Consider the following 12,636-nt stretch of genomic DNA (forward strand, 5'->3'; position numbering starts at 1 on the left):
CGGCAGCCGCACGACAGATTTTGCTTGTGGGCTGTGTCAGTGAGCCTCACCCGCCTTCAACCCCTGCGGCAACGTGCGCGTCAGCAACACCGCCAGCATGCTCACCGCCAGCCCGATCCCGACAAAATGGAAGGCATCGTTGTAGGCCATGATCAAGGCCTGCTGGTGGGTAATCTCGGACAGCTTGCCCAGCGCCGCGCTATCGCTGCCTAGCCGCTCGGCCAGCTGCGCCAGGCGCTCCGCCACCTGTGGGTTGCTCGGCACCACCGCCTCGCGCAGGTAGTCGAAGTATTCCTTGGTCCGCGCATCCAGCAGCGTCGCCAGCAAGGCAATGCCGATGGCGCCGCCCAGGTTGCGCAGGATGTTGAACAGGCTCGACGCCGAGCCCGCGTCCTGGGGCTGGATATAGGCCGTGGCGATCAGCGAGATGGTCACCATGATCATCGGTTGGCCAAGGGCGCGGATCACCTGGATCTGGTTGAACTGCGGGCCGGCGAAGTCCGGATTGAGCACCCCGGAGCCGAAGCTGGCCGCGCCGAACAGGCAAAAGCCCAGGGCGCACAGCACCTTGGGCGGGATCACCTTCATCAACTGCGGCACCAGCGGGATCAGGAACAGCTGCGGCACGCCCATCCACATGATCACCTCGCCGATCTGCAGGGCGTTGTAGCCCTGGATCTGCGCCAGGTACAGCGGCAGCAGGTAGATCGACCCGTACAGGCCGACGCCCATGCCCAGGCTGGCAATGCTCGACAGGCCGAAGTTGCGGTTGCCGAGAATGCGCAGGTTGATCAGCGGGTGCGGACGGGAGAACTGCAGGATCACGAACAGGATCAGGCTGAGCAGGGCGATGCTGCCCAGGCTGACGATCAGGTTCGACTCCAGCCAGTCCTTGCGATGCCCCTCCTCGAGAAACACCTGCAGGCAGCCCAGGCCCAGGCCGAGGGTGACGATGCCAGCGTAGTCGGTGCTCTTGAGCAGTTCCCAGTGCGCTTCCTTCTTCTCCAGCCCGTAGAGCAGGCCGGCGATCATCACCAGCCCCGGCGGGATGTTGATGTAGAAGATGTATTCCCAGCCCCAGTTCTCGGTCAGCCAGCCGCCCAGGGTCGGGCCGATGGAGGGGGCGAAGGTGGCGGTCATGGCGAACATGGCCATGCCTTTGGCGCGGTGGTGTTCGGGCAGCTTGATCAACGTCAGGGTGAACGCCAGCGGGATCAGCGCGCCACCGGTGAAACCCTGCAGGGCGCGGAACACGATCATGCTCTCGAGGTTCCAGGCCATCGAGCACAGCAGCGACGACACCAGGAAGCCCAGCGACACCCACACCGCCAGGCGCCGGGCCGAGAGTAGCTGCACCAGCCAGGCGGTCAGCGGGATCATGATGATCTCGGCCACCAGGTAGGAGGTGGAGATCCACGAGCCTTCCTCGAGGGTCGCCGACAGCGCGCCCTGGATGTCCTTGAGCGAAGAGTTGGTGATCTGGATGTCCAGCACCGCCATGAAGGCGCCGAGCATCACGCTCATCACCGCGATCCAGTCGCGCCGGGTCGGCTCCGCGGTGGGGCGCAGCAGCGCGTCACCGGCCATCCGCATCCCCATCGCGCAGGTCGACCGTGGCTGTGACCGACATGCCCGGGCGGATGCGCCCATGCAGCGGGTTGTCGGCGGCGAAGGTCAGCTTGACCGGAATGCGCTGCACCACCTTGGTGAAGTTGCCGGTGGCGTTGTCCGGCGGCAACAGGCTGAACTGCGCGCCGGAAGCGGCGAACAGGCTGTTCACGCGGCCTTCGATCGGGGTGTCGGGGTAGCTGTCGAACAGCAGTTCGGCACGCTGGCCGGGGTGCATCCGGCCGATCTGGGTTTCCTTGAAGTTGGCCTGCACCCAGATGTCTTCGTCGGGGACGATCGACAGCAGGTAGGCGCCGGCCTGCACCACCTGGCCGTTGCGGGCGCTGCGCTGGCCGATGGTGCCGCTGATCGGCGCGTGGATCGCGCAGCGGGTCAGGTTCAGCTCGGCCTGGGCCAGGTCGGCGCGGGCGTTGGCGATCTGCGCGTCGAGGCGCTTGAGTTCGGCGTTCAGGGCGTCGACCTGCTGGCGCTGGCCCTTGAGGTCGGCCTGGGCCTTGTCCACCTGGGAGCGGGCGACATGGCTTTCCGCCGACAGGGTGGTGACCCGCTCTTCGGAGACGAAGCCGGGCTTGCGCAGGGCCTGGGCGCGGTTGAGGTCCAGCTGCGAGCGGTCGAGGGTGGCCTGGCTGGCGGCGACCTGGGCCTGGCCGGCCGCGATCAGGCTGCCTTGCTGGGTCAGGCGGCTGCGCGCCTGGGCCAGTTCCGCCTCGCGGGTGGCCAGAGCCGCGCGGGCGCGCTCGACGGCCAGCTCGAAGTCGGCGGCTTCCAGGCGCACCAGCAGGTCGCCCTTGCTCACATGCTGGTTGTCCTCGACCCGCACCTCGTCGATGCGCGCGCCCAGTTGGCTGGAAATGCGGGTGATCTCGCCTTGCACATAGGCGTTGTCGGTGCTCTCGTAGAAGCGCCCCTTGAAGTACCAGTGGGCCAGGAAGGCAAGGCCGACCAGCAGTACCAAGGTGATGAAGACCAGCAGGCGACGTTTGAGTGGAGTGGGCATGGGAGGCTGTCATTGCGAAAATGTAAGCAAATTTAACAGCGCCCGGCAGGGCGCTCACAAGTGGCGATCGCGCCATTGCTGGAGCCCGGTGCCCGCTCCCTGCTAACATTCCGCCTTTGTTTCTCTTTGTCCGAGACTCTCCATGACCACCGTTCGCACGCGCATCGCGCCATCGCCCACCGGCGACCCCCATGTCGGCACCGCCTACATCGCCCTGTTCAACTACTGCTTCGCCAAGCAGCATGGCGGTGAGTTCATCCTGCGGATCGAAGACACCGACCAGTTGCGCTCCACCCGCGAGTCGGAGCAGCAGATCTTCGACGCCCTGCGCTGGCTCGGCATCGAATGGAACGAAGGCCCGGACGTCGGCGGCCCGCACGGCCCGTACCGGCAGAGCGAGCGTGGCGAGATCTATGCCAAATACGCCAAGCAGCTGGTCGATGCCGGCCACGCCTTCTACTGCTTCTGCACCGCCGAAGAGCTGGAGCAGATGCGTGCCGAGCAGATGGCCCGCGGCGAAACCCCGCGCTACGACGGCCGCGCCCTGCTGCTGAGCGACGAGGAAGTGCAGCGCCGCCTGGCCGCTGGCGAGCCGCACGTGATCCGCATGAAGGTGCCGAGCGAAGGCGTCTGCGTGGTGCCGGACATGCTCCGTGGCGACGTCGAGATCCCGTGGGACCGCATGGACATGCAGGTGCTGATGAAGAACGACGGCCTGCCGACGTACTTCCTGGCCAACGTGGTCGACGACCACCTGATGGGCATCACCCACGTGCTGCGCGGCGAAGAGTGGCTGCCGTCGGCGCCCAAGCTGATCAAGCTGTACGAGTACTTCGGCTGGGAACAGCCCAAGCTGTGCTACATGCCGCTTTTGCGCAACCCCGACAAGAGCAAGCTGTCCAAGCGCAAGAACCCGACCTCGGTGACCTTCTACGAGCGCATGGGCTTCATGCCCGAAGCCATGCTCAACTACCTGGGCCGCATGGGCTGGTCGATGCCGGACGAGCGCGAGAAGTTCTCGCTGGACGAGATGGTCGAGCACTTCGACCTGTCGCGCATCTCCCTGGGCGGTCCGATCTTCGACATCGAGAAGCTGTCGTGGCTGAACGGCCAGTGGCTGCGTGAGCTGCCGGTGGAAGAGTTCGCCGCGCGCGTGCAGAAGTGGGCGTTCAACAGCGACTACATGATGAAGATCGCTCCGCACGTGCAGGGCCGGGTCGAGACCTTCAGCCAGGTCGCCCCGCTGGGTGGCTTCTTCTTCGAAGGCGCGCTCAAGCTTGACGCCAAGCTGTTCGAGAGCAAGAAGCTGTCGGCCGACCAGGTGCGCCAGGTGATGCAGCTGATCCTGTGGAAGCTGGAAAGCCTGCGTCAGTGGGAAAAGGACCGCATCACCGGCTGCATCCAGGCCGTGGTCGAGTCGCTGGAGTTCAAACTGCGCGATGCCATGCCACTGATGTTCGCCGCCATCACCGGCCAGGCCAGCTCGGTGTCGGTGCTCGACGCCATGGAAATCCTCGGCCCCGACCTGACCCGCTACCGCCTGCGCCAGGCCATCGACCTGCTCGGTGGCGTGTCGAAGAAGGAAAACAAGGAGTGGGAGAAGCTGCTGGCGAATATCGCCTGACAGCGGCTATCGTGCCCCCTGTAGGAGCGGCCTTGTGCCGCGAAAGGGCCGCAAAGCGGCCCCGGCGATTCTGCGTCAATGCACAGATTGTGGGACCGCGTTGCGGTCCTTTCGCGGCACAAGGCCGCTCCTACAAGGGAGCGGCGCTCTGATTCAGCAGGGCAGGGCGGTAAGTGATTGTTATCTGTGAAAAAAATTTTGAATATTTTCAAAAATTCGTTTGACAGCCCTGCAATCCGATCTTAATATGCGCCCCGTCCACAGCGATGAGCGAAAACGAAACGCCAGGCACCCAGCCAGCGGTTCGGTTCAAAGCGACATTGTGGGGCTATAGCTCAGCTGGGAGAGCGCCTGCATGGCATGCAGGAGGTCAGCGGTTCGATCCCGCTTAGCTCCACCAAATTCCGCTTGATGGCCAAGGCCGTCAGGCAAGACCGGTTCCAGTAAACGGGTCTTGAAGGTAAGAAGGTTCGTCCCCTTCGTCTAGTGGCCTAGGACACCGCCCTTTCACGGCGGTAACAGGGGTTCGAGTCCCCTAGGGGACGCCAGTTTCACACAAGCGATGTTTCACGATGTCGCTGGGCCGCGAGGCTAGAAATCCGGGGCTATAGCTCAGCTGGGAGAGCGCCTGCATGGCATGCAGGAGGTCAGCGGTTCGATCCCGCTTAGCTCCACCAATTTTGCCGCGATTCGCGAAAGCGGGTCGGCACGAAGGTTACGTCCCCTTCGTCTAGTGGCCTAGGACACCGCCCTTTCACGGCGGTAACAGGGGTTCGAGTCCCCTAGGGGACGCCACTTTTACCCGCGTTTGCGGGAGTTGAATGACTCATCATCCAGATCGGTGAGTCATTTGTTTTACTCGGGGCTATAGCTCAGCTGGGAGAGCGCCTGCATGGCATGCAGGAGGTCAGCGGTTCGATCCCGCTTAGCTCCACCAATTCGCCACGATTCGCAGCAGCGAGTCGGCACGAAGGTTTAAGTCCCCTTCGTCTAGTGGCCTAGGACACCGCCCTTTCACGGCGGTAACAGGGGTTCGAGTCCCCTAGGGGACGCCAATTTTTTACCTGCGTTTTGCAGGACTTATAAGGCTCATTCGATTATTGAATGGGCCTTTTGTTTTTTCTGCCTCCCGAAAAGTGTCGCTGCGCCGATCAATGGCCGCAGATTCCGCTTGCCAGAAAATATTATGAGCATAATATGATGGTCATAATGTTTTGAGGTGAGCCATGAGCGACAAGAAGAGCAAGACCCGCGAACGCATCCTCGATGCCGCCCGTAGCGCGTTGGTGCAGCAGGGGCCGGCCGAGCCGAGCGTCAGCCAGGTCATGGGCGCCGCGGGGCTGACAGTCGGCGGCTTCTATGCCCACTTCGACAGCAAGGACGAGCTCATGCTCGAGGCGTTCAGCCAGTTGCTCGGCGAGCGCCGCGCCTTGCTCGCTCAGGTCGATCCCGCCCTTGACGGCGCCGGGCGTCGGGCCCTGGTCGCGGCCTTCTACCTGTCGCGCAAGCACCGTGATTCCGAGGTGCAGGCGTGCCCGATTCCCAATGCGCTGAGCGAGATGCAACGCCTGCCGGAGGCGTTTCGCAACGTGCTGGCCGAACACATCGAGCTGATGACCGCACAGATGGTCGATCGCCCCGAAGACATCGACAAGGCGCTCGCCGATTTCGCCCTGATGGTGGGTGGCCTGGCCGTGGCCCGTGCCCTGGGCGATGGCGAGCTGTCCGACCGTATCCTGCGCGCCGCCAAGTCGGCGGTGATCTGAGCAACCTGACCCTGGAGCAAGGCGATGACTACCCTGAGCTGGATTCGTGGCGTCAATGGCACCCTCGGCCACCTGGTCCCCGAACATGTCGCCGGCAAGATGCGTCGTGCCTTCATGACGCCGCGCACCTTGCCACCCAAAGCCTGGGAACTGCCGCTGCTGGCCCGCGCCGAGCGCATTACCCTGCGCTTCGGGCTGTCGGCGCTGCGCTGGGGGCAGGGGCCGACGGTGTTGCTGATGCATGGCTGGGAAGGGCGCCCGACTCAGTTCGCGGCGTTGATCGAGCGGCTGGTCGACAGCGGCCATACCGTGGTTTCGCTGGAAGGGCCGGCCCATGGGCGCTCGCCCGGCGAGCAGGCGCATGTGGTGGCGTTCGCCCGCGCCTTGCTGGAGGCCGCCGCCGAGCTGCCGCCGCTGCGGGCGGTGATTGGCCACTCCATGGGCGGCGCCAGCCTGTTGCTGGCCCTGCAATGGGGGCTGCGCACCGATGCGGCGGTCAGCATCGCCGCGCCAGCCCGCCTGCTTGGCGTGCTGCGCGGTTTTGCCCGGCGCTTGGGTCTGCCGGCCCGGGCTCGGGCCGCGTTCATCCGTCAGGTGGAGCGGGATGTCGGCGTCCAGGTGGCGCGCCTGGATGTCAGTGGCTATCAGCTGGATGTGCCGGGCCTGGTGGTGCACGCCGAGGACGATCCGGTGGTGCCGGCCGGCGAGGCGCCGGTGATTCACCAGGCCTGGTTCGACAGCCGCCTGCTGCTGCTGGAAGAGGGTGGTCATCAGCGGGTGCTGGCCGACCCGCGCCTGGGCGAGGCGGTGATGGAGCTGCTGGCGCGTTCTACCCAGCACGCGCGGCAAAGCGCCTGAGCATCCGTTACACTGTGCCCGTTTGATCGGTGTGCAAAACGCTACGGGAGCAGGCATTGCGTTGCCTGGCACCAGCTTCGCTGGTGTTCGCGGGTAAACCCGCTCCCACAGGGTTGGGCATTTCAATGGGCAGTTTCCCAATGGAGCGGGCATGAGCTGGGATCTGGCAGCACCATTCATCATCGACCTACGCGTCGGCAGCGAGGACATCGACGGCCTCGGCCACGCCAATAACGCCGTCTATGTCACCTGGCTGGAGCGCTGCGCCTGGCGCCATTCCCAGCGCCTGGGGCTGGACCTGGCCGAGTATCGCCGGCTGGACCGGGCGATGGCCGTGGTCCGCCATGAAATCGACTACCTTGCCGCCGCCTATGAGGACGACGAGCTGCAGTTGGGCACCTGGATCGTCGACTGGGACCAGCGCCTGCGCATGACCCGACGCTTCCAGCTCAAGCGCCCGAGTGACGGCGTGACCCTGCTGCGGGCACAGACCACCTTCGCCTGCATCGAGCTGTCCAGCGGCAAGCCAAAGCGCATGCCGGCGGAATTCCTCGACGGCTACGGTCCGGCGCTGACCGGCCGCTGAAACGGGGCGGTTTTTTGCTAGACTGCCGCCTTTTGCGTGGCGAGACCCTGAAATGCAAATTGCCCTGGCCCCGATGGAGGGGCTGGTCGACAACATCCTGCGCGACGTCCTGACCCGGGTGGGCGGTATCGATTGGTGCGTCACCGAGTTCATCCGCGTCTGCGACCGTCTGCTGCCGGCGTCGTCGTTCGACAAGCTGGCGCCGGAGCTGCGCCAGGGCGCGCGCACCGCCGCCGGCGTGCCGATGCGCGTGCAACTGCTCGGCTCGGATCCGGTGTGCCTGGCTGAAAACGCGGCCCTGGCCTGCGAGCTGGGCGCGCCGGTCATCGACCTGAACTTCGGCTGCCCGGCCAAGACCGTCAACAAGTCCCGGGGCGGGGCGGTGCTGCTCAAGGAGCCCGAGCTGCTGCATGCCATCGTCCGCGAGGTACGTCGCGCGGTGCCGGCGCATATCCCGGTGACCTCGAAGATGCGCCTGGGCTACGACAGCCCCGACGGCGCGCTGGACTGCGCCAGGGCGCTCGCCGAAGGCGGCTCGGCGCACCTGGTGGTGCATGCGCGGACCAAGGTCGAGGGCTACAAGCCTCCGGCCCATTGGGAGTGGGTGGCACGGGTGCAGGATGTGGTCGCGGTGCCGGTGTTCGCCAATGGCGAGATCTGGACGGTCGACGACTGGCGGCGTTGCCGCGAGGTCAGTGGCGCCAGGGACATCATGCTGGGCCGTGGGCTGGTGTCGCGTCCGGACCTGGCCTTGCAGATCGCCGCGGCCCGCGATGGCGTCGAATACCAGCCGATGAGCTGGGACGAGTTGCTGCCGCTGCTGCGCGAGTTCTGGCGCCAGGCCCAGGACAAGCTGTCGCCACGCTATGCGCCGGGGCGGATGAAACAATGGCTGGCGATGCTGACCCGTGGCTATCCCGAGGCGGTGGCGCTGTTCGCTGAGTTGCGTCGGGAGGATGACTGCCAGCGGATCAGTGGGTTGCTGGGGGTGGAGCTGCAGGCCGTCGAGGTTTGTGTCGCCTGAGCTGGCGCTATTGCGGGGCAAGCCCGCTCCCACGAAGCCATGCCCAGTCGTAAAATTTTTCAGGCCAGCCCTTGAAAGGCGTTTGCCCGGACATATCTCTTGAGTACGCGATGCCGAAGTCGGGTCGCGTAGTGACTTTACTTGCTGAATCTCAGGAGTTAATGACCATGACTACCGCTTTCTCTCTCGCGCCTCTTTTCCGCAACTCCGTCGGTTTCGACCGTTTCAACGACCTGTTCGAAGCCGCCGCCCGTAACGAGGCCGGTAGCAGCTACCCGCCCTACAACGTGGAAAAGCATGGCGATGACCACTATCGCATCGTGGTTGCCGCAGCCGGCTTCCAGGAGCAGGACCTCGACCTGCAGGTCGAAAAAGGTGTCCTGACTGTGACCGGCGGCAAGCGCGACAACGCCAGCGAAGGTGTCACCTTCCTGCACCAGGGCATTGCCCAGCGCGCTTTCAAGCTGTCGTTCCGCCTGGCCGACCATATCGAGGTCAAGGGCGCGGGCCTGGCCAACGGCCTGCTCAGCATCGAGCTGCTGCGCATCGTGCCGGAAGAAGCCAAGGCCAAGCGCATCCCGATCAACGGCGAAAAGCCGGTGCTGAACTGAGTTCGGCGGGATAAAAAAAAGGGCACCTTCGGGTGCCCTTTCTGCTTTATGCGGACCCTGTAGGAGCGGCCTTGTGCCGCGAAAGGGGCGCGTAGCGGCCCCAGGGTTTCAGCGTTAAAGCAGTAATCGCCGGGGCTGCTGCGCAGCCCTTTCGCGGCACAAGGCCGCTCCTACAGGGGATCGCTTGATTAGTAATCCGCCGGCGCCTCCAGCAGCATCTGGCGGAACTCCGGCAACGGCAGCGGCCGGCTGTGCAGGTAGCCCTGGTACAGGTGGCAACCCAGCCGCTCGAGGAACTCCAGCTGCTCGCTCAGCTCCACCCCCTCGGCAATCACCGCCAGTTCCAGGCTGCGGGCCATGGCGACGATGGCGCGGACGATCTCGGCGTCGTTGGGATCGACCGGCGCGTCGCGCACGAAGGTCTGGTCGATCTTCAGCGCATCCACCGGCAGGCGCTTGAGGTAGGTGAGCGAGGAATACCCGGTGCCGAAGTCGTCCATGGCGAAGCTCACGCCATAGCCCTTGAGTTCGCGCATCTTGCTGATGGTGTCCTCCAGGTTCTGGATGACGATGCCTTCGGTGATCTCCAGCGTCAGCATGCGTCGCGGCAGGCGGTAGTCGTCGAGGCTGCGCAGCACCCGCTCGACGAAGTCGTTCTGGCGGAATTGCCGCGGGCTGATGTTGACGCACAGGCTGAAGTCGTCGGCGTCGATCAGGCCGTCCGCGAGCATGCGCGCGCAGGCATCGCAGGCTTCGTCGAGGATCCAGCTGCCGACTTCGAGGATCAGGCCGCTTTCCTCCAGCACCTGGATGAACTGCGCCGGCGGTTGCTGGCCCAGTTGCGGATGGTGCCAGCGCAGCAGCACCTCGGCGCCGACAATGCGGTTGTCGCGGGCATCGACCTGGGGCTGGAAGTGCAGGGCCAGTTCGCCCCGGGCCAGGGCCAGGCGCAGGTCGCTCTCCATGCGCAGGCGCTCGCTGGCGGCCTTCTGCATGGTGGTGTGGAACAGCTGGGTGGTGTTGCGGCCGGAGTCCTTGGCCCGGTACAGGGCGATGTCGGCGCGCTTGAGCAGGTCGGCGGGGGTGGCACCATGGTCGGGGATCAGCGCCACGCCGATGCTCGGCGTCACCTGCAGGCGCTGGCCGTCCAGCGACATCGGCTCGGCCAGCAGCTCGCGCAGGGTGTCGGCCAGCTCGCGGACCCGGGTCTCGACCACCTCGCGGCTGCCCTCCAGGCCGCTGAGCAGCACCACGAACTCGTCGCCGCCCAGGCGCGCCACGGTGTCCTCCAGGCGCACGCTGGCCTCGAGGCGCGCGGTGATGATCTTCAGCACCGTGTCGCCCACCGGATGGCCGAGTGAGTCGTTGATGTGCTTGAAGTGGTCGAGGTCGAGGAACAGCAGCGCACCGCGCAGGTTATGGCGCTTGAGCAGGGCGATCTGCTGGCTCAGGCGGTCCATCAGCAGGGCGCGGTTGGGCAGGTTGGTCAGCGGGTCGTGGTAGGCCAGGTGGCGGATCTGCGCCTGGGCGTTCTTCAGCAGGCTGACGTCGCGGGCATTGATCAGCAGGCAGTCTGTCTCGTTGAGGCTGATCGGCTCGACCGAGACTTCCACGGTGAGGATGTCGCCGCGCTTGTTGCGCCCAAGCATCTCGCGGTGATGCACCCGGCCGCGCTCGCGCAGCTCGTTGAGCAGGGCGGCGCGCTGCTTTTCATCGGCCCAGATGCCGATCTCGTAGACCGTGCGCCCCACCACTTCCTCGGGGCTGTAGCCGGTCAGCCGGCTGAAACCGTCGTTGACCTCCACGTAGCGCCCGCTCTGGCGCTCGGTGATGGTGATGGCGTCGGGGCTGGAGTGGAAGGCCTTGGCGAATTTCTCTTCGCTGGCCTTGAGCGCCGCCTCGGCGCGTTGCTGCTGGGTGATGTCGCGCAGGGTGGTGACGCTGCAGGGCTGGCTGTCGACGCTGATCAGGCGGCTGGAGATCACGCAGGTCAGCGGCGTGCCGTTGCGGTGGTTGACCACCACCGCCACGTTGCTCAGGGCCTGGTCGCGGATCACCCGCTCGATGCGCTGGGCGCGTTCGGCGGATTCGGCCCACAGGCCGATCTCCTCGGCGGTCTGGCCGAGGATCTGCTCCGGGTTCCAGCCGAAGGTCTGGCTGAAGGCCGGGTTGATCTCGATGAACTGGCCGGTGTCCTGGCGGGTCACGCAGATCGGGTCGGGGCTGACCTGGAACAGGCTGGCGAATTTTTCTTCCGAGGCGGTCAGGCGTTGTTCGCGCTCGACCTGGTCGGTGATGTCGAGCAGGGTGCCGGCCATGCGCAGCGGGTTGCCCTGGTCGTCGCGGTACAGCCGGGCGCGGCTTTCGATATAGCGCGAGGCGCCGTTGTCCAGCTGCACGCGGTAGGTGATCTGGTAGTTGCCCGCCGGCCCCTCGCGCAGGCTGCGGTAGGCCTGGCGCATGACGCTGCGCTCGTGCTCGGGCACGCCTTCGAAGAACGCCTCGAATGACTCGTGGAACGGCACCGGGTCCAGCCCGTGTAGCTGGGCGGCGCGGGCCGAGCCGTAGAGCATGCCGCTGGGAATATGCCAGTCCCAGGTGCCGAGCTGGGCCGAGTCCAGGGCCAGGTCGAGGCGCTCCTGGCTGTCCTTTAGCGCCTGTTCGGCACGTTTGCGCTCGGTGGTGTCGACGAAGGTGCTGATCAGGTAGGTGACGCCTTCGAGTTCGATGCCCTGGGTGCAGAGGATGCCGTCGTGGATCTTGCCGCTGGTGGCGCGGAACTGCACCTCCAGGGTGAACGGCCCGCTGCCGGCGCGGGTGGCGTCCATCACCAGGTGGCGCTGCTCGGGATTGACCCACAGGCCCAGCTCCAGGCTGGTCTTGCCGACCACCTGGGCGCCCGGCCAGCCGAACATGTGCTCGAAATGCTGGTTGACCTCGATGATCAGGCCGTCGTGGCGGCGGGTCAGGAGGATGGCGTTGGGGCTGAGGTGGAACAGGGTGGCGAAGCGCTTTTCCGAGTTGATCAGCGCGGTTTCCCGCTCGCGCTGGCGGGTGATCTCGCGAATGACCCCGATCATCTGTGGCCGGCCATGGGGATCGTGGGTCAGGCTGCCGTTGATCTCCAGCCAGTGCACGCTGCCATCGGGCCAGCGGATGCGGTGGCGCATGGCCTGTTCCACCGGCTCGCCGTTGACCACGGCCTGGAACGCCTGGCGGGTGCGGGCGCGGTCTTCCTCGGGCAGCAGGTCCAGGTAGTCGACGTCGTTGGGTAGCGGGCGCTGCGGATCGAAGCCGAACAGTGCCTGGGTGCCCCGTGACCAGCTCACCCGGCCACTCTCGATGTCCCACAGCCAGGCGCCCAGGCGCGCGCCGTTGAGCGCGGCCAGCAGCTGGGGAGCGTTCTGCCAGGCCAGCTCCGACTCCTGGGGATCAGCCGCAGGGATGCGTGGCAGGCGCGGAAAGCGGTTTGCTGATTTGGGCATCGGTACCAGACCTTTGGCGGAAAACGCGTCCTTGTGGATGTCATGCCGTGCTGACG

Annotated in this window: 9 protein-coding genes and 6 tRNA genes; 12 read left to right on the plus strand and 3 right to left on the minus strand. The window is 65.6% G+C overall.

Annotated elements, in window-relative coordinates:
- Positions 1 to 36: 36 nt before the first annotated feature.
- Together PRtIB026_RS11005 and PRtIB026_RS11010 are read right to left on the minus strand one after the other, a co-directional pair.
- Complete coding sequence (locus tag PRtIB026_RS11005) at positions 37 to 1,527, minus strand: MDR family MFS transporter (RefSeq protein ID WP_267813913.1); 1,491 nt, start codon at positions 1,525 to 1,527, stop codon at positions 37 to 39.
- A gap of 49 nt (positions 1,528 to 1,576) precedes the next feature.
- Positions 1,577 to 2,626 (minus strand): HlyD family secretion protein, encoded by a 1,050-nt coding sequence (locus PRtIB026_RS11010; protein WP_203647536.1) that lies wholly within the window; start codon positions 2,624 to 2,626, stop codon positions 1,577 to 1,579.
- A 142-nt stretch (positions 2,627 to 2,768) separates the two neighbouring features.
- Between PRtIB026_RS11010 and gltX the strand changes: the two genes are divergently transcribed.
- The 12 genes from gltX (at position 2,769) to PRtIB026_RS11070 (ending at position 9,095) form a co-directional block, all read left to right on the plus strand.
- Complete coding sequence (gene gltX, locus PRtIB026_RS11015) at positions 2,769 to 4,250, plus strand: glutamate--tRNA ligase (protein ID WP_203647535.1); 1,482 nt, start codon at positions 2,769 to 2,771, stop codon at positions 4,248 to 4,250.
- Between the two features lie 324 nt (positions 4,251 to 4,574).
- Positions 4,575 to 4,650, plus strand: a tRNA-Ala gene (locus PRtIB026_RS11020).
- A gap of 72 nt (positions 4,651 to 4,722) precedes the next feature.
- Positions 4,723 to 4,798 (plus strand) — tRNA-Glu (locus PRtIB026_RS11025).
- Positions 4,799 to 4,851: 53 nt separating this feature from the next.
- Positions 4,852 to 4,927: transfer RNA gene (locus PRtIB026_RS11030), tRNA-Ala, on the plus strand.
- A gap of 42 nt (positions 4,928 to 4,969) precedes the next feature.
- A tRNA-Glu gene (locus PRtIB026_RS11035) sits at positions 4,970 to 5,045 on the plus strand.
- A 66-nt stretch (positions 5,046 to 5,111) separates the two neighbouring features.
- Positions 5,112 to 5,187 (plus strand) — tRNA-Ala (locus PRtIB026_RS11040).
- A gap of 42 nt (positions 5,188 to 5,229) precedes the next feature.
- Positions 5,230 to 5,305: transfer RNA gene (locus PRtIB026_RS11045), tRNA-Glu, on the plus strand.
- A 171-nt stretch (positions 5,306 to 5,476) separates the two neighbouring features.
- Positions 5,477 to 6,016: a TetR/AcrR family transcriptional regulator gene (locus tag PRtIB026_RS11050; RefSeq protein WP_050704722.1), complete on the plus strand. Its 540-nt coding sequence runs from the start codon at positions 5,477 to 5,479 to the stop codon at positions 6,014 to 6,016.
- Between the two features lie 24 nt (positions 6,017 to 6,040).
- The gene (locus tag PRtIB026_RS11055; protein ID WP_203647534.1) at positions 6,041 to 6,874 is read left to right on the plus strand and encodes an alpha/beta fold hydrolase; all 834 of its coding nucleotides are present in this window, start codon (positions 6,041 to 6,043) and stop codon (positions 6,872 to 6,874) included.
- Positions 6,875 to 7,025: 151 nt separating this feature from the next.
- On the plus strand, positions 7,026 to 7,460 hold the full coding sequence (locus PRtIB026_RS11060) for an acyl-CoA thioesterase (protein ID WP_050704724.1): 435 nt from the start codon (positions 7,026 to 7,028) through the stop codon (positions 7,458 to 7,460).
- A gap of 52 nt (positions 7,461 to 7,512) precedes the next feature.
- Positions 7,513 to 8,484 carry a tRNA dihydrouridine synthase gene (locus tag PRtIB026_RS11065; protein ID WP_203647533.1) on the plus strand — a complete coding sequence of 324 codons (972 nt, stop codon included), beginning with the start codon at positions 7,513 to 7,515 and terminating at the stop codon, positions 8,482 to 8,484.
- 167 nt (positions 8,485 to 8,651) lie between these two features.
- Positions 8,652 to 9,095, plus strand: coding sequence for an Hsp20 family protein (locus PRtIB026_RS11070; RefSeq protein ID WP_198743665.1), 444 nt, complete (start codon positions 8,652 to 8,654; stop codon positions 9,093 to 9,095).
- A 188-nt stretch (positions 9,096 to 9,283) separates the two neighbouring features.
- On the opposite strand, the gene PRtIB026_RS11075 is transcribed toward PRtIB026_RS11070, so the two are convergent.
- Positions 9,284 to 12,580 carry a PAS domain S-box protein gene (locus PRtIB026_RS11075; protein ID WP_203647532.1) on the minus strand — a complete coding sequence of 1,099 codons (3,297 nt, stop codon included), beginning with the start codon at positions 12,578 to 12,580 and terminating at the stop codon, positions 9,284 to 9,286.
- Positions 12,581 to 12,636 lie beyond the last annotated feature (56 nt).

This window comes from Pseudomonas sp. RtIB026 (genome assembly GCF_016861355.2).
In the GTDB taxonomy this organism is placed as follows: domain Bacteria; phylum Pseudomonadota; class Gammaproteobacteria; order Pseudomonadales; family Pseudomonadaceae; genus Aquipseudomonas; species Aquipseudomonas peradeniyensis.